We start from the raw sequence: 24,941 nt of genomic DNA, 5'->3' as shown, positions 1-24,941 counted from the left end.
CTACCTACACCTTAAAATATACACAAAAATAAGTTTCTTTGTATAATAGCGAACCTTATAACAAACATAAGTGTCCTAGTTATTGAATAAAAGGGAATAATTCCCTTAAGATCAAATAATATTTTAAGATTATGAAGACCAAAGAAGAGATTACACAGAATTGGCTTCCCAGATATACAGGTAGGAGGCTAGAAGACTTTGGAGAATTTATTATTCTTACAAACTTTCAATACTATGTTCAAGTTTTTTCGGAGCTCTTCGATGTAAAAGTAGAAGGTGAAGATCGCTCAATGCCAAATGCGACAGCCAACGACATCACTATCATCAATTTCGGAATGGGTAGTCCTAATGCGGCAACGATCCTTGACCTATTGAGTGCAATATCACCGAAAGCGGTCCTATTCCTAGGCAAATGTGGTGGGTTGAAGAAAAAAAATGAGCTTGGAGACTTAATTCTTCCAATTGCTGCAATTCGTAGCGATGGTACATCCAACGACTACTTGCCTCCTGAAGTACCCGCACTTCCTGCATTTAGTCTACAAAGAGCCATCTCATCCGCTATTAAAAACAATAACAGAGACTATTGGACTGGTACTGTTCTAACAACGAACAGACGTGTTTGGGAATATGATGAAAGATTCAAGAAGTATCTTCGTAAAACTCGAGCAATGGCCATCGATATGGAAACAGCTACTATTTTCACTGTTGGATTTGCAAACCAAATTCCGACAGGTGCACTCCTTCTTGTTTCTGATCAACCAATGATTTCTGATGGTGTAAAAACAGAGACAAGCGACAAAAAAGTGACAGAAAATTATGTAGCAGAACATATTCGCATCGGCATCAATGCTTTACAGATGCTTCGTAATGAAGGGGAATCTGTCAAACATCTTAAATTTTAATTTAGCATGAGCTTTCATAATATCCTGAAAGATATCGAACAAAGAAACTTCTCCCCTATCTATTTCTTAGAGGGAGAAGAGTCTTTTTATATTGATGAGATAACTCAAAAGATTGAACAAACAGTCCTTAAAGAAGAGGAAAAAGCCTTCAACCAAACAATATTGTATGGAAAAGACACAGATCTTAATGAGATAATCTTGACTGCGAAACGATATCCGATGATGTCTGATTACCAAGTCGTAATCGTTAAAGAAGCTCAAAACATTCGCAATATCGAAGGCTTAGAAAGTTACTGTAAGAACCCTCTTAAAAGTACTATTCTTGTAGTCAATTATAGGAATAAAAACATCGATAAAAGAAAATCTCTTGGTAAAACGATCAAGAAGATAGGAGTTCTGTTCGATGCAAAAAAACCTTATGAAAGTGAGCTCCCAAATTGGATTACAAACAGAGTGAAGTCAATAGGTCATAGTATCGACCCAAAAGCTACAATGCTTATTTCGGAGTCCATAGGAAACAACTTAAAGCAGCTTTCAAACAACATTGAAAAACTAACTATTGGTCTTAAGAAGGGAGATAAAATTACCCTTGAGAATGTTGAAAAAAACATAGGAATTAGCAAAGAGTTTAACAGCTTTGAATTACAAGATGCTATTGGAGAGAAAAATGTAGTTAAAGCGAACCTCATTGTAAATCATATGGCTAGTAATCCAAAACAGTATCCTTTTGCTGCAAATATTGCGGTTCTTTATAACTACTTTAAGAAACTGCTTATGATGCACTACGCAAAAGTTAAATCAAAAGATGAACTCGCTAAATTCATGGGGATACATAGCTTCTTTCTTACTGGTTATATGAAAGCAGCAAGAAACTACAATATACGTAGTGTTGTGGCTATTATTGGACTTCTTCGTGAGTATGATAGATATTCCAAAGGAGGCAGCTCTTCTTTTATGACTGAAGGAGAACTTCTAAAAGAGTTAATTTACAAAATAATGCATACTTAAAATGTTACTTATGGGACTTTCACTTACGACTATTTTATGTATCACAATTGGTGTTGTTTCGTACTATGGATTCAAAGATAGTTCGCTAATAGACAAGCTAGAATTTAGCCCTTATAGAGTCGTTAAAAAACAGCAGTATTATCGACTTTTTACTCATGGATTTGTACATGGGGATTGGAACCACCTTTTGATAAATTTACTTGTTCTTTACTCTTTTGGATCAAATGTAGAGCACTTCTTCTTTAATAATTTTGGTCCATTAGGGACATTTTACTATGCAATTCTATTTGTCCTTGCACTTCCTATCTCATCTCTACTTGACCTAATTAAGTACAAAAATAATCCATATTATAGTGCCGTAGGTGCATCTGGTGCTGTCTCTGCAATTCTATTTTGTTCCATCTTTCTAAATCCTTGGGCGAAAATATATTTCTTTATGATACTCCCAATACCGGGACTACTGTTTGGTGTTATATACCTATATTATAGCTACTATATGGCGAAGAAAAATCAAGATAATATCGGTCACACAGCACACTTTACTGGAGCTATATTTGGATTTATCTTCCCTCTATTTATTGACTTTAGAACGTTTCTCCACCACTTTGTAAACCAACTCTAACCATATGATTGATGCATTAGCAAAGTATCTAAACTATGATGGGATACTGAAATATAAAGATGAAACAGTCTTGTCTATACCTCAGATACATGCTTGGTCTTATTATGCAACAATCGAAATAAGATATACCCAAGAAAGCCTTCTTTTTGCGAAAGAGGCATGGTCTGAATTGATTAGAAAAACAGGAACTCTGGGTATAGAAATACCTACGCTACTTCAAACACAGCAACGACTAGAGCGAGAAGTAATTCGTACTGTAACTCAAAACGATGAAGAGGAAGGAATTCTTAGAGTCTCTATCTATCCAGATCAGCATTATAGTATCGAACTATTCCTTGTCAAAACCAAGTTCTGGGAGTTAAAAAAAGAAGGGGGATGGACCAAAGTATTAAAATACCCAGACATCATAAATCTCCCATATTGGTATCGTCACAATAACGTATGGCCAACATATAAAAAGATTCATTTAGAAACAGGATACAACACCATACTAGTACAAGATGATCATGATTTAATTGTAGAATCCACTGATGGAGGATTCTTCTTTATCGAGAAAAAAAAGGTTTTCTATGTAGGAAAGCCTCTTTATACAAATGCCATATCCCATTATGTCATAGAAAACTACAATACGAATGGTAAGGTTGAAGTATTAAGCAGTGTTACTAGTGAAAGAATACATAAAGCCGACGAACTATTCATTCTAGATAATGCGCATGGACTAAGATGGATTCTTGCAATGGATCAACGTCGCTATTTTAGTATTACAAGTAAAAATATTTACCAGTGGCTATATCAACAATTCAGCGAAAACCAAACCGTTTAGAAAACTAGTTTAAAGATGGATGACGTGGAAAATATCGCCAATTTGAATAATGCTCGCCAAGATTCTTTAGTAAATCTTCCCATAGATTCATATTTGGAGGAAAGACAGGAACAGATCCTGAGGGAACCATCTTCCAATTCTTAGTGTTCATCTCTTCTTTTAATTGTTCAGCAGACCAACCACTATACCCAAGGAAGAAACGCACATTGTGTCGATTAGCATAACCACTCTCTATCATTTTTTTCAAAGATTCTAGATCTCCACCCCAATATAAATCATCAGTAATACTTAAACTTCCTTCCAATATATTTCCAAGAGTATGAATATAGAATAATCGATCTGTATCTAATGGACCACCATAAAAAAGATCACAATCTGTATCAGGAAAATTATCTACTAAAGCAGTCACTTTATAAGGAACAATTTTATTTAAGACAAAACCAACAATCCCAGCATTGGTATATTCCGAGATCATAATTACAGAACGAGAAAAAAAACGACCAATCATAAAAGGTTCAGCAATCATAAAATCACCTTGTTTTGGATTTCTCTTATTGTTGATCTTAAAAAAATCTTTGTTGATTATCTTCATAATACTACTCCTTTATTATTACATAAACTCTTTCATTCGGACGTTTCATATAAAATCGTTCTCTTGCATATTTTTCTAAGTCTCCATTACTCTTTGAGAGCTCTTTAAGGCGACGTCTATTCTTTACGATAGATTCTTTATGTTGGTCATGTAAACGTTCTAGAGATTTCAACTCTTTCTCATGGCTTTTAAAGGCAATATAAGAATGAGGCCCTAAAAGGAGATCCCAAAAAAATATTCCTGCAAAAATGATAAAAAAGATAGTCCTTGATGAGATATGAAATTTCTGTAACTTCTTTAACATGAATCCGAATATTAGATATTAATACAACACAAAGATACAATGAAAGGTTGATCTTTCTAAATAGTAGCCATCACTTATATTCAATCAAACCAAAAGAATGGGGAACTAAAATTAGCTCCCCATTTATTATTAAGTTATTAGATTGACCTAATCTATTATTCAAAGTCAGGCTTAAAGTTTGGATACATAAAGTGTGTTGCTGGAACAAAAGTCTCCTTTATGGTTCGAATAGATGTCCAACGAAGTAGGTTAAATACAGAACCTGCTTTATCGTTTGTTCCAGAACCACGACCACCACCAAAAGGTTGCTGACCAACAACAGCACCTGTTGGTTTATCGTTGATATAAAAGTTACCTGCACTATGTCGTAATGCTTTCACTAGGCGATCAATTTCATAACGATCATTACTTAAAATGGCTCCAGTTAAAGCATACATGGAAGTTTTATCAATAAGTGAAGCTATTTCATCAATAGAATCATCTTCATAGATATATAGAGTAATAATTGGACCAAACAGCTCCTCTTGCATTGAGAAATAGTCCGGTTTCATTGCGACTACAATTGTAGGATCAACAAAGTATCCTTTTTGGTCATTGTAGGTACCACCACAGAATATTTCAGCATCCTCATCCTCTTTTATACGATCGATAGAAAACGCTAATTTATCAAAACTCGATTGATCAATCACCGCATTCACAAAATTGGTAAAATCCTCTACTGGACCAACCTTAATATCTTTTATTTGCTTGGCAATCTCTATCTGTAATGTTTCCCACATTGAACGTGGAATATAAGCTCTTGATGCAGCACTACACTTTTGCCCTTGATATTCAAAAGCACCTCTAACAATAGCAGTAGCAACGTCAATAGGACACGCACTAGGTGCCGCAAAGATAAAGTCTTTTCCCCCTGTTTCTCCAACGATCCTAGGATAAGATCTGTATTTAGTAATGTTGTTTCCAATAGTTTTCCAAATAGACTGGAACACTTCAGTAGAACCTGTAAAATGGATACCTGCAAAATCAGGACTATTAAAAACTACATCCGCAGTATCTGGACCTGAACAATGTACTAAATTAATAACACCTTCTGGCAAGCCAGCTTTCTTAAATACTTCCATCACTACATGAGCCGAATAGATCGCCGTTTTGGAAGCTTTCCACACTACCGTGTTACCCATCATCGCAGGTGCTGCAGGAAGATTACCTGCTATTGCAGTAAAATTAAATGGAGTAAGTGCAAAAACAAATCCTTCTAAAGGTCGAAATTCATTATAATTCCATATTCCTTTAGACGAATTGGGTTGCATAGTATAAATCTCAGACATACACTGAACCCCAAAACGTAAGAAATCCGAGAGTTCACAAGCTGAATCTATCTCAGCCTGTAATGCATTTTTGGATTGCCCAAGCATTGTAGCTGCATTTATTTTATATCGATAAGGACCACTAATAAGATCTGCTGCTTTTAGAAATATAGATGCTCTATGGTGCCATGGCATATTCTCCCAACAACTCTTTGCATCTAACGCCGCATCAATGGCTAATTGAACATCCTGTTTTGAACCTTGATGATAATAACCTAATAAATGGTCTAAATCATGAGGAGGCCGTATTTGAACTCTTTCTTCTGAATAGACAGACTTCCCCCCTATTATCATTGGTAGGTCTACCAATTCAGATCTTAATTGATAAAGTGCTTTTTGTAACTTCTTTCTTTCTAAACTCCCAGGCTCATATGAGTAAACAGGTTCATTAGTAGCTTTGGGTACTCTATAAAAACCATCTGTCATAACTAATACTTTTTTTTAATATTCTTAATTAGGGTTATATACTTTATAACAAAAGTAGTAAGTTAAACAACGATAATTACTAACAAAAATCATAGCAAACAGACTATCTACTTATATATAGGTAGATTTTCACATAAATAAAATACAATATGAAAGAATTGTTAAATATAGCACAGGGATAACTTAACAACAATTTAATGAGAAGAACCCCCTACAAAAGAAGACAATAAAAGCTTTTAGAATCATTTCTTATAGATAACATAAATAAAATAGGGGTATAAAAAAAAGACTATCTAAAGTAGACAGTCTTTTTTTATTTTTTAACGGTATAATGATTAACTACCGAAATCATCAAAATGGATATTCTCTTTCTCTACACCAAGATCAAACAACATGTTCTCAACAGATGAGTTCATGATTGGAGGTCCACACATGTAGTAAGTAATATCTTCAGGAGCTTCGTGATTTCTTAGATAATTCTCATATATCACATTATGAATAAAACCAGTTGGTCCATCCCAATTGTCCTCAGGCTGAGGATCAGAAAGAGCCAAGTGAAATTCAAAATTAGGGAAATTCTTCTCAATCTCACGGAACTGCTCATAATAGAATACTTCTCTTGAAGAACGAGCACCATACCAGAACGTAACCTTACGACTTGTATCCTTCACCGTATTGAAAATATGGAATAGGTGAGAACGCATTGGAGCCATACCTGCACCACCACCAATAAACATACGCTCTTGGTCATTATCATGCAAGAAGAATTCACCATAAGGTCCTGAAATAGTAATCTTATCTCCTGGCTTCAATGAGTAGATATAAGAAGAACAAATTCCTGGATTAATCTTCTGGAAACCACCATTTACTCTATCAAATGGAGGAGTTGCAATACGAATATTCAACATGATAATATTTCCCTCTGCTGGATGATTTGCCATCGAATACGCACGGAACGTAGGCTCTGGGTTCACCATCTTCAGATCGAACATATTATGTTGGTTCCATTCAGGCTTATACTCTTCAGAGATATCAAACTTGCTGAAATCAACCTCACATTTAGGTACATCAATCTGAATATATCCCCCCGATTGGAAATCTAAAGTTTCCCCTTCTGGAAGTTTTACAACAAATTCTTTAATATAGGTAGCAACATTGTCATTAGAAACAACTTCACATTCCCATTTCTTAACCCCCATAACCTCTTGTGGTATGCGGATATCCATATCTTCTTTCACTTTTACCTGACAAGCAAGACGCCAGTTATCAGCTTGTTCTTTACGTGTAAAGAAACCCGTTTCAGTTGGAAGAATAGAACCCGCACCACTGTCAACTTGTAGGCGACACATTCCACATGTACCACCACCACCACAAGCTGAAGGCAGAAGAATTTTTTCATTTCCTAGTGTACTAAGTAAAGTTGCACCAGGATCAGTTTCAATGAGTTGGTCTCCTTGGTTAATAGCAACCTTTACTTTTCCTTCTGGAGTAAGCTTCTTTTTAACATACAAAAGCAAACTTACCAAAAGAAGAATTACCAAAAGGAAGACCACGACACTCGTTATAACCACTGTTGATTGGTTTGCATCAAGTAGTATCATTTTCTCTTTAATATTATTCTTTCGTTAATAAATCTAGCTAGGAACTATAACTTAATTCCCATGAATCCCATAAATGCAATACCCATCAAACCTGTGATGATGAATGTGATTCCTAGTCCTCTCAAAGGAGCAGGTACATTAGAATATTGGATTTTCTCTCTAATTGCAGCCAAAGCTACAATAGCAAGTAACCAACCAACACCAGAACCAAGGCCATAAACTGTAGCCTCTCCAATATTAGAGAAATTTTTCTGCTGCATAAATAGAGAGCCTCCTAAAATCGCACAGTTTACTGCAATCAAAGGAAGGAAAATACCCAAGCTAGAGTATAAAGCAGGAGCAAACTTTTCCACAACCATCTCAACCAATTGAACCATAGCGGCAATAATACCGATAAACATGATGAAAGATAAGAAGCTTAAGTCGACATCTGCAAAACTTGGATCAATCCAAGAAAGTGCACCTGGACGCAACACTTTTGTTTCCAAAAGGTAGTTTACAGGAAGGGTGATCCCTAATACAAAGATAACCGCAAGTCCCAATCCAAATGCCGTATTTACCTTTTTAGAGACAGCAAGATAAGAACACATTCCTAGGAAATATGCAAATACCATGTTGTCGATAAATACCGACTTGATAAATAAATCAATATAATGTTCCATTTGTATTTAATACTTTTAATCGATTAATCTTCAATTAGTTTTCGATCATAACTACGCTGTGCCCAGATAATCACACCAACAGTAATCAACGCCATTGGAGGCAAGATCATCATTCCATTATTAGCATAACCTGCTTCGTAAAAACATTGTGGGATAACATGATAACCAAGAAGTGTACCTGACCCTAATAATTCACGGAAAAATGCTACAATAATAAGGATTAGAGCATATCCTGCAGAGTTACCGATACCATCTAAGAATGCTGGACCTGGCTTGTTACCCAATGCAAAAGCTTCGATACGACCCATCAAGATACAGTTTGTAATAATCAAACCAACGAATACAGAGAGCTGTTTACTTACATCATAAACGAATGCACGTAAAACCTGATCGACTAAAATTACTAATGCTGCAATAACGACCAACTGAACAATAATACGAATACGGTTAGGAATAGTATTACGCAAAAGCGAGATAATCACATTTGCACATGCCAATACTGCCATTACCGACAAAGACATCACAATAGCTGGCTTCAGCTGTGCTGTTACCGCCAAGGCAGAACAGATACCCAACACCTGAGTAGTGATAGGGTTCTTGCTTCCTATTGGATCGGTTAGCAGCTTTATATTTTTCTTTGAAAATAATTGACTCATCTTATTTTACTTTTTTGATAAAGTTCTCATACAACTTTAAATCATCTCCAACCATTGCTTGAAGTCCTTTAGAAGTAATAGTACCTCCTGAGATCGCATCCACACTATGTGCTGGATTTGCAGTTGCTTTCTCACTTGCTTTTGCAACAGTAATAGAAACCAACTTGCCTGATTTATCGAAAATTGTTTTCCCTACAAAAGGCTTTTGAAAACCTGAAGTTGCAATTTCTGCTCCCAAACCTGGAGTTTCTCCTTGGTGATCAAATGTTGCTCCATAAATGGTACTCATATCTTCATTCAATGAGATATATCCCCAAATTGGTCCCCATAGACCTGCTCCATAAAGAGGGATAATATATTTCGTTCCTTTATCTGTTTTCGCAACAAATACAGGAAGAAGTTTTTTAGAAGCATCTCTCTCTGAATATTGTGCTTTCAAGTTCACAGTAAATGCATCTCCATCTACTTTTTCACCTTGATTGTTCACAACAAACGCATCAGTAATTACATCGCTATATTTATCTTCAGCATGAGCTGCATCTACAACAATATTTACCGACTTAAGAATATTCTGCTTCTTTTCGATTGCTACGTTTTTTTCTTGGTAAGGTTTTAGGTTTACTGCAGCCAAAGCAAGTACTGCTGCAACCACTATCACCATAACCGAAGCATAGATAAACGTATATGAATTGCTATTCTTATCCATTTTACTAAATTAATAGGTTTTAGGCTTTTGCACGTTTTAATCTACGCTTGATATTACCAGATACAACACCATGGTCAATAAGCGGAGCAAAAGTATTCATTAATAAGATTGCCAACATCATGCCTTCAGGGTATGCTGGGTTCATAACACGGATAACTACTGCTAGAACACCGATAAAAAATCCATAATACCACTTTCCTTTCTCAGTTTGAGCAGCAGATACAGGGTCTGTAGCCATAAACACAGCACCAAAAGCAAATCCACCAATAATAAAGTGATACCAAAATGGCATATCTGTCATGTATGGATTAGATCCGAAAAGATTCATTAAAATCCCTACAAAACTAGCACCCAATACAGTAGACAACATAATCTTCCAGCTTCCAATTCCTGTCCAGATTAAGATAACCGCTCCAATAAGAATTGCCAAAGTAGAAGTCTCTCCAATAGAACCAGGAATAAAACCTAAGAAGGCATCCATCGGACTGAAATTACCTAGATCTAATGTTCCTGTTGTTACAGCTTCTGCAGCCTTTGCAAGAGGAGTAGCACCCGAAAATGCATCTACTGCCTTTTCACCACCTAGTGAAACCCATACAGACTCACCAGACATTTGTGAAGGGTAAGCGAAGAACAAAAATGCACGAGTTACCAATGCAGGGTTCCAGATATTCATACCTGTTCCACCAAAAACTTCTTTACAGAAAATAACAGAGAAGGCAACAGCCACAGCAATCATCCACAGAGGAGTATTGACAGGCATTACCATTGGAATCAAAAGTCCACTAACCAAGAATCCTTCGTTAATTTCGTGACCTCTCATTTGCGCTGTAGCAAATTCAATTCCAAGTCCAACAGCATAGGATACGATAATCGCAGGCAATACTTTAATAAAGCCATAGAAGAAAGTTTCCCAAAAGCCATCAGTTACCCCAACAGCTAGGTTATGTTGATAACCTATATTATACATTCCTACTAATAAAGCAGGAATCAATGCCAAAACCACAACGGACATAGTACGTTTAAGATCCACATAATCTCTTACGTGAGTTCCGCCCTTTGTCGTATGATTTGGTACGAACAAAAATGTTTCAAATCCGCCAAATACAGATTTAAACATATGCAATTTACCGCCCTTTTCAAATTGCGGTTTCTGTTTGTCAATCCAGTTTCTTAATGCTTTCATATTCTATAATTGATTCAGAAGAATAAGACAAGAGTAAAGTCTCTCTTTATTCCTATCCTAACTCCTTGATCATTGTGTTAATACCGTCACGAAGAATCTTTTGGATATCGATTTTAGAAGTACAAATATACTCACAAAGAGCAATATCCTCTTCTATAACCTCATAAATTCCTAGTTGTTCCATTTTGTCAATATCATTTGCTAAAATAGCTTTAAACAACTGAACTGGAAGTATATCCATAGGAAGAACTTTTTCGTATTCTCCTGTTACTACAAATGCACGTTCTTCACCATGTAGATTGGTATCAAAAGTAAACTTCTTCGCTTTTGAGCCTAGCCATGAGAAGAAAGTTCTCGAAGGACTAAACTTACCAAAACCAGGTAGTCCCCATCCAAACATCTCATAGTAGTCTCCTTCTGGCAATACATTGACTTGATTCGAATAAAATGATGCATGTCCGTCTACCTTAACTGCAGTACCAGTCAGAACATCTCCTGAAATAATACGAACATTATCAGTATCTACACTCTCTTGAAGAATAGAAGAGATATTCGCACCAAGAAGTGTTTCAACATATTTAGGCGTATTAAGAGGAGAACCAGTTACCGCAACAACACGTTTTGCATCGAATTTTCCAGTATCAAAAAGACGACCAATACTTACTACATCTTGTGCAGAAACAGTCCAATAAATTTCTCCTTTATTAATAGGGGAAACATGCGAAATTTGCACTCCCACATTACCTGCGGGGTGAACACCCTTAAAAGCATGTGTTGTAACATTCTTAATCGATGAGAACATTTTGTTCGCACGATCCGCATCCAATCCTAAATGAACTGATCCAGTTGTTAACTTAGATAATGCATCTACTCCAATTTGGAAATGCTCACGCTCTTCAGAAAGAATAAATTCTAAATCTGAAGCCAAAGGAGCCGAATCAAAACAAGAGATAAAAATATCTTTTGGTGTATCATCAGGACGAGCAACAATTCCATAAGGTCTCATCTTAATCATTGGCCATAGACCCGAAGAAAGTAAATTCTTACGAATCTCTTCTCCATTTAATGATGAAGGTTTTCCTTGTTGGAACTCTTCGTACACGATTTCATTGTCGGCCTTCACCACTACTTCCAATATACGACGACGTTCTCCACGAACCACAGCAACGACCTCACCACTTATGGGAGAAGTATACTTTACATCCGTATTGTTTTTATCGTAAAAAAGAGGTGTTCCAGCTTTCACTGTAGCTCCCTCTTTCACAGAAAGTTTTGGTGTCAAACCAGGGAAATCCGTTGGTTTAATCGCATAAGTTTGGCTAGGTGACGCTTTAACTATCGTCTTCTCTGCCTCCCCTTTTAGCGGAATATTTAAACCCTTTTTAAGCTTTATAACGTTTGACATCGCAATGAATTAATTTTTTAATTTGCCACACAAAGATACTAAATTCGTACCGAGAAACACAATAGGCAAAGGGGCCTAGTATGTTATATAATTGTTCAATTTCAACATATTTAACTACAATTGGTATTGCATTTGTTGTTTATTATATTATAGTTTATTTTCATTTCTCAGAATTAAGAGCCATTAAGCTCTCTTTTCTTTTGTAATTTAGAGTAGGAATAAACAAAAACAACACTGGAATTGAGCATTTTAACAAAAAACAAATTTTTTTTATGCACTTTTATCAAGTTAATTATATAATGAACAACCTATTGATGATCAGAACAAGTTTGCTTTTACTACTTTTCGTGACATGCTCAAATTGTGCATTATTTGCACAAAAAAAATACATCTTGAATCCTAAAGTTTCAAAAAACACTACTTTCGATAATAAAATTAAAAGTGTACAATTTACCCATAAAGATAATGAGCTATCCTCCCCTATCTTACTTATAAACAGTAACCAAAAACTAGTACTTTCATTTGATGATTTACACCAAGAATCACGTAATTTTGCATATACAGTTATTCAATGTGATTGGAATTGGAAACCATTAGATAACTACTTCAACGACTATATGGAAGGGATGAGGACAAATGAGATATATGACTATTTTAACTCAGAAAACACACAAATCCCATATACCCACTGTAAACTTCAGATTCCGAATGAAGACTGTAAAATTATACAAACGGGGAACTATCTTATTCGTGTCTATGATGCAGATCTATCTGATGAAGATGTCTTAATGCAAAGACGTTTTCAAGTTATTAATCCCAAAGTTGAATTTTCAGGAAAGGTAATTAACTCAAATCTGATACGTCAAGGAGAAAAAAATCAAGAGCTCTTTTTTGATGTTAAATATCCTCAGCTTCAAGTGACAGATCCTAAAAGCGAAATACATGTCGTAATTACACAAAATAGAAGATGGGATATCGCTAGGGAAGTTCAATACTCATTTCAGACAGAAAGCACCCTTAAATTTCAAAACGATCCAAACCTATTCTTTTCTCCCTTAAATGAATTTCGATCGTTTACTATCAGAGATGAAAAGTCGGTAAATCTACATGTAGAAACGATGCAATACATCGATCCATATTATCATGCTACTTTAGATTGGGATAACATGAGAAGAGGAAGAATCTTCAGGAGTAGCTCAGATATAAATGGAGCTTTTACTATTGTTGCTGACAGAACAAATAATCCTTCAACACAAGGAGATTATATTATTGTACATTTTAGAATGAATATACCTGTCGATCTTAAAGATGGTATTTATATCGTTGGTGATTTAACCAATTGGGATACAAAACAGGAAAACAGGATGTATCGTATCAAAGGAGAACCTGGATATTATGCAGATATTATTCTAAAAGAAGGGATCTACAACTACCAATACGGCTACAAGACAAACCAGGACAATCACTTTAATATCAAGATGTTTGAAGGCAATTTTATTGAAACAGAAAACGAATATCAGGTATGGGTTTATTACAGTCCTATTGGGGCAAGGTACTCTCAACTTGTAGGTTACACTAATTTCAATAGTACAAAATAAAAAAACCTTTAAAATCTTAATATTTTCTAAATATCATCATTAAAACATGTAATAAAATCATATTATAATGTACAAACATGGTGATAACCATAACTACACATTATGAATATTATAAAGATTTTATTACCAATATTAATACTATTTTCATTGATTGCAAAAGGGCAGGTTTCTAATGGAAGCGGAGGACACCCTATCAATACAAAATGGAAAGAAATAAACACTGAAGCAGTTGATGTTATCTATCCAGAAGGAATCGATAGTGTGGCAAACAAAATTGCTAATAATATCAATTACATCTACAACAATCAATATTATTCTATTGGTGGAGTAAAAAGAAAGCTAAGCCTTGTGCTTCAAACAAACCAAGTACAGTCGAATGGCTATGTAAGTCTAGCACCTTATAGAAGTGAGTTTTATCTAACTCCTCCTCAAAACCTAACGATGTTAGGAAGTATGGATTGGGCTACAACACTGAGCGTACATGAGTATAGACATGCGCTCCAATTCAGCAACCTCTATCATGGTTTTGGAAAAGCTGCTCGTATTCTTATGGGAGACTCTGGCCTCAATTTCTTTAGTGGTTTTATCGTTCCAAATTGGTTCTTTGAAGGAGATGCTGTAATGACAGAAACAGTACTTACAAATCAAGGTAGAGGTTATGTACCATCCTTTTTCAATGAGCAAAAGGCTCTATTACTGAACGACAAAGACTACAGTTATCAAAAAGCTAGAAATGGTTCTTATAAAGATCTTCTTCCAAGCCACTATCCTTTAGGGTATGCCATGGTAAGGGAGGCAAGAGAAGTCTCTTTATACAAAGGAGATGTTTGGGAGAAGGTTCTAAAATCTTCAATGAACCTACATGGAATAATATATCCGTTTTCACAGTCAACCAAAAAGCATACGGGGTATTCAACGCACAAACTTTACAAGAAAGCCTATGCTGACATGAAAGCAACATGGAAAAAAGATCTTGAAAATAAAGTCATTAGTCCATCCTCTTTTATTCTTAAAAAAGAAGATCGTTTGGTCTCTATGTACAATCCAATGAGATCCTATGACAACAGACTTTTTGTATTGAAAAAAGGTTACAGCACCACACCTAGAATCATAGAAGTCGTAGATGGCAAAGAGAAGAAGGTATATAATGTAAACAATCTTTCGAGTGATCTTTTCGATATCAACAACAAACAGCTTGTATGGTCACAGACAGATACAGATCCAGTATACCAATTCAGATCCTATAGTAATATCTATTCATTAGATCTAAAAACCAAACGCAAAACAAAATTAACATCTAAAACAAAACTCTTTTCTCCAAGTATCTCTCCTGATGGAAAAAGTATTGTTGCGAGTGAATTCGATAACAGCCTGAGAGCTCTCGTAATACTAGATGCTAAAACGGGTAAGATCGTTAAAAGATACACTCCATACCATAATGGTGTTGTCGTTTATCCAAAATGGATGAAAGACGGTGAATCCATAGTCTATATTGCTTCGTTTGATAATAAAACAGCCTTGGTTAAACAAACCCTAAACCCTTCGAATACAAAGGATGAGTTCACAGAAATAACTCCTACCAATAATCATGTGATATCAAACTTCTGCATTGATAACAACAAAATTTATTTCTCTGCTAGTTACTCAGGAACCGATAATATCTATAGTACAGGATTATCTGGCAACAAAAAAATTACGCAAATAAGTAATGTTAAAGTAGGTGCATACAACCCTGTGATAGTCAACAATAAGTTAATATATGGAGACTATACATTCAAAGGTGAAAAGCTTAAAAGTATGGATCCATCCTATGTTGCGAATGCTAATACTAAAGTTACCTCACTTAAAGAGGTCGCTCTTTTCGAAATATCTAAAGGAAAACAAGAAAAGTATATCTTATCTGATATTCCAAATAATCAATATGACAAAAGTTCTTACAAAGGATTATTTAAGGGACTAAAATTACACTCTTGGGGTAGTGTCAACGTAAACAACAAGTCAGGTTTAGGTCTCAAAATGGACAATATCCTTGGTGATTTATCTATGGCTGCAGTTTACTCAAAACATAACATATCGGGAACAAATCAATATCTATTAAATGCCGTCTATGGAAAATATCCTGTGAAAATTAGTGCATCCGCATCTAGACAAATTGCAGAAAGTCCAAATTTCTTTCCTTCTCAAGGAAAAAAGATCGATTCACTCTTTACCCCAAAAGTAGATCGTGCTAGACTTACTCTTTCGCTTCCAATTCAAACCAATTCAACAAACTACTCTATCGGTGCTAATATGAGTACGGGAATAGGTACTTACAAGTATGACACAAGAAGTTTTGAAGGTTGGGGAGACACTTATAAACCATCGACGAAAATAATCGCAGCAGGAAATACCCTTCCGAGTACGTTTGAAAACGACAAAATAACAGACGAGACGATTAAAGAGATTAACAGACTCTTCCCTGAGACAAAAAAATCAGGGATTGAATATCGCGCCTCTGTGAGCCTCTCTGCAATCAGAAATAAAGCACCAATGAATCTACAACCAAAATTTGGAGCATCTGTAAAAGTGGACTATACACTTGAGGTCAATGAAAAAGAGAAGTTATCATCTCCTATCAAAGAGGGGCAATGGAATGTTTCAACTCGACTATATCTTCCTGGTCTCATGGCAAATGATGGAATCTTTATCGATGGTAGCTACGGAAAGAATGATATGGATAGACTATATCAACTGAAAACTACTGATTTTGTGGATGCGAGAGGAATTGACAACATCGTTACTGACGAACGTTTCTCCTTAAGAAACAATTACCAAGTACCTCTTTGGTACCCTGACTTTGGTATCGCAAATATAATCTACTTTAAACGTATGAGACTAAATGGTTTTTATGATCTTCAATTTACGAAGGATATGAAAATCGCAAACAAAACAAGTTATAACAAATATCAATCCTATGGTGGAGAGTTAGTATTTGACATCTCTATAATTAATGTTTTACCTATGCAGGTAGGTATTAGATATGGAATGAATCAATATGGAAATGAAAAGAGAACAGACTTCTTTAGATACTCTACTAGTTTCCACTTCTAATTAAAATTGAAAACAGACTATTACTGAGGGGTCTATAAAATAGATCCCTCTTATTTTTTCTCTTCGATACTACTTTTTCTAAAAAAAAGAACCCCATGTACCGAAGTACACAGGGTGAAAATAATACGTAGAAATATAATCAATTAACCAAAGTTATATCGGAAACAGATACCGCACATCGAAATCCGAGGTGAGGCATACCACTATCAGGAGAAGACTTCATTCTAGACGCCGATCTATATCCTGAGCAGTAACTATCATTACATAAATAAGAACCACCTCGTTGTGCTTTCTTAGGGACTCCAGGCTCATTAGGATCATAAGAATATTTACGCGAAACTCCTTGAGGATTCTGAGCTACACCACCATCTTTACACTCTTGATAATAGTCATTACGATACCAGTCATTTGTCCACTCCCAAACATTACCAGCCATATCCAACAAACCAAAACCATTAGGGGGATATTGATCTACAGGTGAAGTATCATAAAATCCGTCACGTAAATCATTTCGATAAGGAAAGGAGCCATCCCATGAATTTGCCTTAGGGTCTCCTTCATATATTCGTTCATTTCCCCATGAATAGATATAATCATCATGACCACCTCTAGCTGCATACTCCCATTCCGCTTCTGTCACCAAACGCTTTCCTGCCCAATTTGCATAAGCCATCGCATCAAACCAAGAAACTTGAACAACAGGATGATTATCCTTACCCTTTATATCACTATTGGGACCTTGTGGGTGTCTCCAATTAGCTCCTCCTCTCCAAGACCACCACACTGTCGGATCATTAAATGGAACTGGATGATTTGGAGGAGTAAAAACCAAAGATGCAGCAATCAACAATGAATCTGCAGGTTTAGGTGTACCTGGAGGAGAATACTCTTTTAACTCTTCCCATGTAGGGACTTTCTCCGCTGTAGTCACATATCCTGTTGCTTTGACAAAAGCTGCAAACTCATTATTTGTCACCAAATGTTTATCTATATAGTATGCATCAAGCTTAACTTGATGCGTAGGATATTCATCCGCTCTCGCAAATTTTGGATCACGTGCCCCCATCGTAAAAGTGGTTGCAGGAATAAATTTCATCTCCTTTAAATCAACCTCTTTACCCTCTTTCGTTTGATATGATTTTTCTGTTGTACTTTGTACTGAATGATCTATTGTATTACCAAATCGATCTGGCTTCTTTGACATACAACATGATTTCTGTTCTACTACTTCTTCTTTTTGATGGCCATGAGATTTATTATTACTTGAATTAGATGAACAAGACACCATCATATAAAGTCCCAAACATAGAAGTATAAAATTTATTTTTTTGATTCTCATATCCACAATAAAAGAGTTAAAGGTATTTTATATCATCAAACACTTCAATCAAAAAAATGTTTGAACAAATACGCACTTTATTATTACAAATAAGCGACCCTACATTGGTATGAATAAATTGGAATTCTATCCGTAAAAAATACTTTGCATAAAAAAAGGAGGTGTTTAAGATTAAATATCTTCAATTTTAATACATTTAAAAGAACAGAACCAATCAATCTATTGAAATATGTATATCATTTCCCTAAAGTACACTGTAGCATTAAATAAGATAGAGGAACATTTAGAAGAACATGTTGAATATCTAAAGAAGAATTACAAGGCAAAGCATTTTATTGCATCTGGTAGAAAGGTTCCCCGAGACGGTGGAATAATATTGGCAACCATTAAATCGAGAGAAACTCTCGATAAAATAATTAAAGAGGACCCTTTTTATATACACCAACTTGCGGACTATCACATTACAGAGTTTATTCCAAGCATGACAAGTGATAAATTGACTTCGTTAAAAGAGTAATAAAAAAAGGTAGAAGAATAATTTCTTCTACCTTTTCTGTATTTGTGGATAAAATCCTATCACTTTATTGTAATTGCATTGTCAACTTTTGATTTCAAAAGTGCGATAGACAACACATCGGAAATATTTTTCACATAGTGAAATTTAAGTCCTTGGATATATAGCTCTTTGATATCTTCAATATCTTTTCTATTATCCTCCGAAAGAATAATCTCTTTCACACCTGATCTTTTAGCAGCTAGTATTTTCTCTTTAATACCACCAACTGGCAATACTTTACCTCGAAGTGTAATCTCTCCTGTCATCGCAATGTTTTTCTTCACCTTGCGCTGAGTAAAGCTTGATGCCAATGCTGTTGCCATAGTGATACCAGCACTAGGACCATCTTTGGGAATAGCTCCCTCTGGAACATGCACGTGAACATTCCATTTATCAAAGATCTGTGGATCAAGATCAAGAGACTCCGAATGAGAACGAAGATATTGCAATGCGATCATTGCAGACTCTTTCATCACATCCCCTAAATTTCCGGTTAAGGTCAGTTTCCCATTTCCCTTATTGACACTTGTCTCAATATATAAGATCTCTCCACCCACTGCAGTCCATGCCAAACCAGTAACCACTCCAGCATAATCGTTGCCTTCATACAGTTCCTTGGTATAAACAGGAGTACCTAAGTACTCTTTTATATCCTCTTTTTGGATATGAGGGTTATACTCTTTCCCAAAAGCAACCTTCTTTGCAACACGACGACACAATTTTGCTATCATCTTATCTAGAAGTCGAACTCCCGATTCACGAGTATAACTATCGATAATCACTTCGATCACCTCATCACTCAAGAATAGATCCTCTGCTTTTAAGCCGTGATTCTCTATTTGACGAGAAAGCAAGTGACGTTTCACAATTTCAATCTTCTCTTCCACAAGGTAACCACTTACATCGATCAACTCCATACGATCACGCAGTGCTGGATGAAGCGTACTTAAGGAGTTGGCAGTAGCAATAAACATCACCTTAGATAGGTCATAGTCGATATCCAAATAATTGTCATGGAAAGTACTATTTTGCTCTGGATCCAACACCTCTAATAGTGCAGATGCAGGATCTCCGTGGAAATCACTAGATATTTTATCTATTTCATCCAAGATAAATACAGGATTGGATGAACCTGCCTTCTTAACACTTTGGATAATACGTCCTGGCATGGCTCCTATATAGGTACGTCGATGCCCCCTTATCTCAGATTCATCATGCAATCCACCCAAACTCATTCTTACGTATTCACGTCCTAATGATTTTGCAATAGATTTACCCAAAGAAGTTTTTCCAACCCCTGGAGGTCCATATAGACAAAGAATAGGGGACTTCATATCTCCTTTTAACTTCAATACAGCCAAGTGCTCTAAAATACGATCCTTGACCTTCTCTAGTCCATAGTGATCAGAATCCAAAACCTCTTCAGCATGATCCATGTTAAAGTTATCTTCCGAGTATTCATTCCAAGGAAGATCTAGTAACATCTCTACATAACCAGACTGAATAGAGTATTCTCCAGCAGCAGGATTCAAACGTTGCAATTTGTCTAACTCTTTCTGAAACAATTCAGCAACTTCATCCGACCACTGCTTCTTCTCAGAACGTTCTCGAAACTCTTCAATCTCTTGCTCCAACGGATTACCACCAAGCTCATCTTGAATGGTTTTCATCTGCTGGTGTAAAATATATTCACGCTGCTGCTGATCCATATCTGTCTTCACCTTATCTTGTATGTCTTGTTTGAGTTCAATTACTTGAACCTCTTTCACAAGATAAGTGATCAACTTCCCTCCTCTAGATCGTACACTATCTAACTCCAAAAGTTGCTGTCTCTCTTCGCTAGTGATATTAGAGTTATTACATAAGAAGTTGATTAAAAAAGTATTGTTTTCAATATTCTTAAGAGCAAACTGTGCTTCTGAAGGACCACCTACACCGCCTGCTACGATTTTAGAAGCAAGCTCCTTCAAAGTACTGATAACCGCATCAAATTCCCTGGAGTGATTGTCCGGCAACTCTTCTTGAGAGGGAACAACTAAAGCTCTAAAATATGGATCATCTTGAAACATATCCAGTACACGGAAACGTTTCTTACCTTGTATCACTACAGAAGTAGAACCATCTGGCATCTCTAAGATCTTTAAAATCTCTGCCATGGTTCCTATTTGGTACATATCCTCTTTCGTAGGATTTTCTATCTTTCCCTCTTTCTGAGCAATAGTTCCTATTAACCTATTGTCAGCATAAGCTTCACGAATAAGTTCAAGAGACTTCTTTCTCCCAACAGAGATTGGCATTACCACACCAGGAAACAAAACCGTATTTCGCAAAGGCAAAATAGGCAAAGCATCTGGCATTGGTACTGAAGCCAAGTCCGCATCATTGCCATCGGCAATAATAGGTATATAATCTTCTCCCATTTTAGGTATATCTTATTTTTATTATTAATACATCTTGATACATGACAAATCGTCTTCTAAATATCTGCAAGAATGACAAATATGTCACAATGGCTCTTTTTAAACTATTCAAAAACCAATTATACTTACGGTCAATAGTTGTGCCAAATTTATTCTCTTTCTAGATTAAAAAGAGATCTGTATCATTACCGAACTCCTCAAATCTTTTCTTTAAGACAAACTTAAAATATAGATACAAAAAAAGCTTCACCATAAGATGAAGCTTTAATATTTTCTCAAGAAATAAATTCTACGAATTATTTCTTGGCAAGATGTTTCTTATACTTATTCATGAACTTGTCAACACGTCCTGCAGTATCTACAAGTTTCATTTTACCAGTATAGAATGGGTGTGAACTACTAGAAATTTCTAGTTTCACTAGAGGGTATTCAACTCCATCAATTTCGATTGCATCTCTTGTGTCAACAGTCGACTTAGTGATGAAAGTTTCACCGTTAGACATGTCTTTGAAACAAACTTGTCTGTAATTTTCTGGGTGTATTCCTTGTTTCATCTCTATCTATTAGCTTTGATATTCTTACTTTTACGAACGGTTTGCAAAGATACTGATTGTATCCACTTCTCCAAATTTATGAGCACTAAAAGTTTAATTTTAATCTATTTCTTGCTCTCTTTTACTCTATCAATCATCGACTCATGAAGAATCGGTGCCCTTTCAAAAGGCTTTGAGGAATCGAACAAACAACGCATCGTTAATAGTGTCGAAACTTTTTCACCACCTACTGATTGGTATAGGAGCTCCATTTTGGGATTAAAGTCACCAACCCATGAAAACTCTAACTCTTTCATCCAAGGTTGTTTTTCCAACACTTTTTCTAGCTGGGCAAAAATAGCAGATTCAATTCCAGACCCCTGAAATTCAGGAACTACTCCCATCACGAAACAACGCGCTCTTGTGATTGTTTTTTTCCTTCGCAAATATAAGAATTTTATGATGGAAAATAGATTAATCTTCCCATTTAAATGTTTTAATATCTGATTCCAATCAGGAGTCATTGCAAAAAAGGCAACTGGATTGTCATTGTGATAAGCAAACCAAAAATACTTCTCATCAGCAAGTTTTTTTAAAAAAGAACCAATAGCCTTAATATCCTTAGGATCAATTCCCTTGAAATTATCATGTGACTTCCATGCTTTACGATAAATCTCCATAAAGTCTTCTACATATTTACCCAAGTTTTTGAAATCGACATGTTCAAAACTATAGCCTGGTCGTTTAGAGATCCATCTTGCAATCTTCATCAAACGGGGAGATAACCCCTTATCAATGTCCATTCTGTAACAATATTGTTCAAAATATGTTTGAAACCCATAGTATCGAAACAATGTCTCGTAATAGGGTAAATTGTAAGGAATACCAAAAGACTGACAATGAAAACCATCAACTAACAATCCCCAATTAATTAGATTTTCACCAAAGTTAATGGGACCATCCATCGCTTCCATTCCCTGTGTTTGCAACCACTCTTTTGCGGTTTCAAACAAAAGATCGGCAACGGTCTGATCATTTACAGATTCAAAAAAACCTACTCCTCCTGTTGGTTGGTTGAAAGTAAAAGCTTTTTTCTTATCATAAAAAGCAGCTATTCGACCAACGCATATACCCTCAGAATTAAACACAACCCATCGAATTGCATCTCCATGCTGGTAAAAACCATTCTTGTCTCGATGAAAGACCGAATCAATCATCTTATCCAATGGACGGACCCAATTAATATCTTTTGAATAGATCTTAGTCGGCATTTTTAGAAACACACTCTCTAGTTGAGAGGTCGTAACTTCAACAATATTCATAGTTTGGAATTGATTAAGGTTAATTTAAAAATCTCATTGTTCTCATTTTAAATAATCCTGTACATAAGGACTACTCAATTCATCTATAACATCCTGCGCCATCATCTGTGTCACAGGACTATCAATAGTTAGAAGATGTTTAAAATGCATTAAGGATAATTCATTCAACTCTTTATTCCTCTTTCCTACTTGAATAAAAGATCGTTGAAGCACTGATCGTAAAGTTGCATCTTTTGATAATGGAGGAAGAACCTCAAAGAAAGACTCAAACATCTCATTAGAAGTCACTTTGTCCACCAAAGCCATTCTTCCCATTAATAAGATACCAGTATATTTAACAATCTGCTTTTTGCCTAGTGCCCACTCTTTCGCTTTTTCATAAACATCTGGGACATATGCCAAAAGATGCATCGACATCTGTTCTGCAATTTCTATATTTTCGAAACTCTTCACCCAATAATCAAGTTGATCAGAAGTCGTCTCATTAGGCTCTTCCAGCATCGAAGCCAAAATCATTGTTTCTCTCCAACCTTTATTCCATAACTTCAAAGCCAGAAGATGGTTCTTAGGATAGCGCTTTGACAACTCCAACAGACTAACTGTTGAAGCTCCTAGATTAACTTTATAATGAATCCCTCTTGCCTTCATCGAATCAGAAACAATTCCATTTTTAAGTGGGATAATCATTTTTACTATCTCTTGATATATCTTTTCAACTTCTGGATTATCTAATAAAAAGTCCATATGCTCATTGTAATCATTAAAAATAGCCTCTATATTTAATTTTAATCGTCACTCAACAGAGGCATAAATATTCCAAATTTACAATTCTATCTTTAATTGGAATAAATAATAGATAAAATTTATAGGATTTGTATGTAAAATACAATTCACAAAAAATATAAATCACAACCAAAGAACAAGGAGTTTCCGCAAAGTTCATAAATATTCAAAAAAAAACACCACACTTTACAATTCAACTACAAGCAGTTAGCAAACAAGCCTCAAATTATATCAAAAAAAACCACTCGAACTATTGCAATTGAAGATTACATTTTACTATATTTGCAACCGCAAAACAAGAAAAAATACGGTGGTTGTAGCTCAGTTGGTTAGAGCACTGGATTGTGGTTCCAGGGGTCGTGGGTTCAAATCCCATCATCCACCCTTATTTTTTATTATTTTATCAACATGGTGGTTGTAGCTCAGTTGGTTAGAGCACTGGATTGTGGTTCCAGGGGTCGTGGGTTCAAATCCCATCATCCACCCTTCTTTTTTATTATTTTTATCAACATGGTGGTTGTAGCTCAGTTGGTTAGAGCACTGGATTGTGGTTCCAGGGGTCGTGGGTTCAAATCCCATCATCCACCCATTTTTAAGAGGCTTGCTTTTCAGCAAGCCTTTTTTTATACTTCAATTACCCCTTTTCATCCCACAAAACTATCGTTTAGTCAATTATTTTTTCAGTTGTCCTTACAGAATAGTTCTTTTGAGTACTGAAATCAATTAAAATGATTTTTGTTTTAATATTATTATTTGCATCCCCCACATTGAAACAATATGAAGCTAAAAGTATTAAACCTAAATGGAGAAACTATCTTCATGGAAGAAAAAGCAAGAAAATCCTTGAAAAACCCAATCTCGCATATTGAAAAACGTCTGCGTGACTTTGCTAAAGGAACTTATATCCTTCAATATGACGAAGAAGACAATCAAGTCACAAGAGCCCTAACTATTAGTTAAATTTATTGACTGTTTCCTTACAATTTTAGAATTCCTCAGACCAACAGACCTAATAGTTACCAAGCTCACAATAAGAGTTA

General features: G+C 35.6%; 22 protein-coding genes and 3 tRNA genes. 11 read left to right on the top strand and 14 right to left on the bottom strand.

All coding sequences use genetic code 11. From position 1 onward, the window contains the following. Positions 1-131: 131 nt before the first annotated feature. From K4L44_00810 to K4L44_00795, 4 genes are read left to right on the top strand one after another with little or no spacing between them, the layout of a single operon-like run. Entirely contained in the window at positions 132-902 is a 771-nt protein-coding gene (locus K4L44_00810) for an AMP nucleosidase (GenBank protein QZE14439.1), read from the top strand. 6 nt (positions 903-908) lie between these two features. Next, positions 909-1,910 (top strand): DNA polymerase III subunit delta, encoded by a 1,002-nt coding sequence (holA, locus tag K4L44_00805; protein ID QZE14438.1) that lies wholly within the window; start codon positions 909-911, stop codon positions 1,908-1,910. Between the two features lie 10 nt (positions 1,911-1,920). Next, a complete protein-coding gene (locus tag K4L44_00800; protein ID QZE14437.1) occupies positions 1,921-2,532 on the top strand; it encodes a rhomboid family intramembrane serine protease in 612 nt (203 codons plus the stop codon). Between the two features lie 4 nt (positions 2,533-2,536). Continuing rightward, positions 2,537-3,355, top strand: coding sequence for a hypothetical protein (locus K4L44_00795; protein QZE14436.1), 819 nt, complete (start codon positions 2,537-2,539; stop codon positions 3,353-3,355). Between the two features lie 4 nt (positions 3,356-3,359). Here the strand turns inward: K4L44_00795 and K4L44_00790 are convergent, their stop codons facing one another. The 9 genes from K4L44_00790 to K4L44_00750 form a co-directional block, all read right to left on the bottom strand. Then, a complete protein-coding gene (locus K4L44_00790) occupies positions 3,360-3,947 on the bottom strand; it encodes a YqgE/AlgH family protein (GenBank protein QZE14435.1) in 588 nt (195 codons plus the stop codon). A gap of 4 nt (positions 3,948-3,951) precedes the next feature. Continuing rightward, the gene (locus tag K4L44_00785; protein QZE14434.1) at positions 3,952-4,251 is read right to left on the bottom strand and encodes a septum formation initiator family protein; all 300 of its coding nucleotides are present in this window, start codon (positions 4,249-4,251) and stop codon (positions 3,952-3,954) included. A gap of 155 nt (positions 4,252-4,406) precedes the next feature. Then, on the bottom strand, positions 4,407-6,044 hold the full coding sequence (gene pruA / locus K4L44_00780) for an L-glutamate gamma-semialdehyde dehydrogenase (GenBank protein QZE14433.1): 1,638 nt from the start codon (positions 6,042-6,044) through the stop codon (positions 4,407-4,409). 335 nt (positions 6,045-6,379) lie between these two features. Next, complete coding sequence (gene nqrF, locus K4L44_00775; protein ID QZE14432.1) at positions 6,380-7,645, bottom strand: NADH:ubiquinone reductase (Na(+)-transporting) subunit F; 1,266 nt, start codon at positions 7,643-7,645, stop codon at positions 6,380-6,382. A gap of 44 nt (positions 7,646-7,689) precedes the next feature. Then, positions 7,690-8,307, bottom strand: a complete 618-nt coding sequence (gene nqrE, locus K4L44_00770) for an NADH:ubiquinone reductase (Na(+)-transporting) subunit E (GenBank protein QZE14431.1) — start codon at positions 8,305-8,307, stop codon at positions 7,690-7,692. Positions 8,308-8,330: 23 nt separating this feature from the next. Beyond that, complete coding sequence (locus tag K4L44_00765) at positions 8,331-8,963, bottom strand: NADH:ubiquinone reductase (Na(+)-transporting) subunit D (protein ID QZE14430.1); 633 nt, start codon at positions 8,961-8,963, stop codon at positions 8,331-8,333. Between the two features lies 1 nt (position 8,964). Then, positions 8,965-9,669, bottom strand: coding sequence for an NADH:ubiquinone reductase (Na(+)-transporting) subunit C (gene nqrC / locus K4L44_00760; protein QZE14429.1), 705 nt, complete (start codon positions 9,667-9,669; stop codon positions 8,965-8,967). A 19-nt stretch (positions 9,670-9,688) separates the two neighbouring features. Next, positions 9,689-10,855, bottom strand: coding sequence for an NADH:ubiquinone reductase (Na(+)-transporting) subunit B (locus tag K4L44_00755; protein ID QZE14428.1), 1,167 nt, complete (start codon positions 10,853-10,855; stop codon positions 9,689-9,691). A 52-nt stretch (positions 10,856-10,907) separates the two neighbouring features. Continuing rightward, a complete protein-coding gene (locus K4L44_00750; protein QZE14427.1) occupies positions 10,908-12,260 on the bottom strand; it encodes a Na(+)-translocating NADH-quinone reductase subunit A in 1,353 nt (450 codons plus the stop codon). A gap of 392 nt (positions 12,261-12,652) precedes the next feature. Here K4L44_00750 and K4L44_00745 point away from each other — a divergent pair, with 392 nt between their 5' ends. Further along, the gene (locus K4L44_00745) at positions 12,653-13,858 is read left to right on the top strand and encodes a DUF5103 domain-containing protein (GenBank protein ID QZE14426.1); all 1,206 of its coding nucleotides are present in this window, start codon (positions 12,653-12,655) and stop codon (positions 13,856-13,858) included. 102 nt (positions 13,859-13,960) lie between these two features. Continuing rightward, entirely contained in the window at positions 13,961-16,948 is a 2,988-nt protein-coding gene (locus tag K4L44_00740) for a hypothetical protein (GenBank protein ID QZE14425.1), read from the top strand. A 139-nt stretch (positions 16,949-17,087) separates the two neighbouring features. On the opposite strand, the gene K4L44_00735 is transcribed toward K4L44_00740, so the two are convergent. Continuing rightward, positions 17,088-18,236: a formylglycine-generating enzyme family protein gene (locus K4L44_00735; protein QZE15928.1), complete on the bottom strand. Its 1,149-nt coding sequence runs from the start codon at positions 18,234-18,236 to the stop codon at positions 17,088-17,090. Positions 18,237-18,516: 280 nt separating this feature from the next. On the opposite strand from K4L44_00735, the gene K4L44_00730 reads away from it, so the two are divergent. Continuing rightward, complete coding sequence (locus K4L44_00730; GenBank protein QZE14424.1) at positions 18,517-18,804, top strand: YciI family protein; 288 nt, start codon at positions 18,517-18,519, stop codon at positions 18,802-18,804. 59 nt (positions 18,805-18,863) lie between these two features. On the opposite strand, the gene lon is transcribed toward K4L44_00730, so the two are convergent. The 4 genes from lon to K4L44_00710 form a co-directional block, all read right to left on the bottom strand. After that, entirely contained in the window at positions 18,864-21,263 is a 2,400-nt protein-coding gene (gene lon / locus K4L44_00725; GenBank protein QZE14423.1) for an endopeptidase La, read from the bottom strand. Positions 21,264-21,559: 296 nt separating this feature from the next. Then, positions 21,560-21,817, bottom strand: a complete 258-nt coding sequence (locus K4L44_00720) for a type B 50S ribosomal protein L31 (protein ID QZE14422.1) — start codon at positions 21,815-21,817, stop codon at positions 21,560-21,562. A gap of 104 nt (positions 21,818-21,921) precedes the next feature. Continuing rightward, on the bottom strand, positions 21,922-23,118 hold the full coding sequence (locus K4L44_00715) for a GNAT family N-acetyltransferase (protein ID QZE14421.1): 1,197 nt from the start codon (positions 23,116-23,118) through the stop codon (positions 21,922-21,924). A 42-nt stretch (positions 23,119-23,160) separates the two neighbouring features. Next, entirely contained in the window at positions 23,161-23,862 is a 702-nt protein-coding gene (locus K4L44_00710; protein QZE14420.1) for a DNA alkylation repair protein, read from the bottom strand. A 349-nt stretch (positions 23,863-24,211) separates the two neighbouring features. Between K4L44_00710 and K4L44_00705 the strand changes: the two genes are divergently transcribed. From K4L44_00705 to K4L44_00690, 4 genes are all read left to right on the top strand, one after another. Continuing rightward, positions 24,212-24,285, top strand: a tRNA-His gene (locus K4L44_00705). A 27-nt stretch (positions 24,286-24,312) separates the two neighbouring features. Further along, positions 24,313-24,386, top strand: a tRNA-His gene (locus tag K4L44_00700). A 28-nt stretch (positions 24,387-24,414) separates the two neighbouring features. Next, positions 24,415-24,488 (top strand) — tRNA-His (locus K4L44_00695). Between the two features lie 190 nt (positions 24,489-24,678). Then, the gene (locus K4L44_00690) at positions 24,679-24,861 is read left to right on the top strand and encodes a hypothetical protein (GenBank protein QZE14419.1); all 183 of its coding nucleotides are present in this window, start codon (positions 24,679-24,681) and stop codon (positions 24,859-24,861) included. Positions 24,862-24,941: the final 80 nt, after the last annotated feature.

This window comes from Prolixibacteraceae bacterium, assembly GCA_019720755.1.
GTDB lineage: Bacteria > Bacteroidota > Bacteroidia > Bacteroidales > Prolixibacteraceae > Halosquirtibacter > Halosquirtibacter laminarini.
Note: the sequence above shows the minus strand (reverse complement) of the source record. Positions and strands in the feature narration are given on the sequence as shown.

Coding starts and splice junctions, on each gene's coding strand:
- K4L44_00810 (QZE14439.1), top strand. CDS start 132: ATGAAGACCAAAGAAGAGATTACACAGAATTGGCTTCCCAGATATACA.
- holA (QZE14438.1), top strand. CDS start 909: ATGAGCTTTCATAATATCCTGAAAGATATCGAACAAAGAAACTTCTCC.
- K4L44_00800 (QZE14437.1), top strand. CDS start 1,921: ATGGGACTTTCACTTACGACTATTTTATGTATCACAATTGGTGTTGTT.
- K4L44_00795 (QZE14436.1), top strand. CDS start 2,537: ATGATTGATGCATTAGCAAAGTATCTAAACTATGATGGGATACTGAAA.
- K4L44_00790 (QZE14435.1), bottom strand. CDS start 3,947: ATGAAGATAATCAACAAAGATTTTTTTAAGATCAACAATAAGAGAAAT.
- K4L44_00785 (QZE14434.1), bottom strand. CDS start 4,251: ATGTTAAAGAAGTTACAGAAATTTCATATCTCATCAAGGACTATCTTT.
- pruA (QZE14433.1), bottom strand. CDS start 6,044: ATGACAGATGGTTTTTATAGAGTACCCAAAGCTACTAATGAACCTGTT.
- nqrF (QZE14432.1), bottom strand. CDS start 7,645: ATGATACTACTTGATGCAAACCAATCAACAGTGGTTATAACGAGTGTC.
- nqrE (QZE14431.1), bottom strand. CDS start 8,307: ATGGAACATTATATTGATTTATTTATCAAGTCGGTATTTATCGACAAC.
- K4L44_00765 (QZE14430.1), bottom strand. CDS start 8,963: ATGAGTCAATTATTTTCAAAGAAAAATATAAAGCTGCTAACCGATCCA.
- nqrC (QZE14429.1), bottom strand. CDS start 9,669: ATGGATAAGAATAGCAATTCATATACGTTTATCTATGCTTCGGTTATG.
- K4L44_00755 (QZE14428.1), bottom strand. CDS start 10,855: ATGAAAGCATTAAGAAACTGGATTGACAAACAGAAACCGCAATTTGAA.
- K4L44_00750 (QZE14427.1), bottom strand. CDS start 12,260: ATGTCAAACGTTATAAAGCTTAAAAAGGGTTTAAATATTCCGCTAAAA.
- K4L44_00740 (QZE14425.1), top strand. CDS start 13,961: ATGAATATTATAAAGATTTTATTACCAATATTAATACTATTTTCATTG.
- K4L44_00735 (QZE15928.1), bottom strand. CDS start 18,236: ATGGTGTCTTGTTCATCTAATTCAAGTAATAATAAATCTCATGGCCAT.
- K4L44_00730 (QZE14424.1), top strand. CDS start 18,517: ATGTATATCATTTCCCTAAAGTACACTGTAGCATTAAATAAGATAGAG.
- lon (QZE14423.1), bottom strand. CDS start 21,263: ATGGGAGAAGATTATATACCTATTATTGCCGATGGCAATGATGCGGAC.
- K4L44_00720 (QZE14422.1), bottom strand. CDS start 21,817: ATGAAACAAGGAATACACCCAGAAAATTACAGACAAGTTTGTTTCAAA.
- K4L44_00715 (QZE14421.1), bottom strand. CDS start 23,118: ATGAATATTGTTGAAGTTACGACCTCTCAACTAGAGAGTGTGTTTCTA.
- K4L44_00710 (QZE14420.1), bottom strand. CDS start 23,862: ATGGACTTTTTATTAGATAATCCAGAAGTTGAAAAGATATATCAAGAG.
- K4L44_00690 (QZE14419.1), top strand. CDS start 24,679: ATGAAGCTAAAAGTATTAAACCTAAATGGAGAAACTATCTTCATGGAA.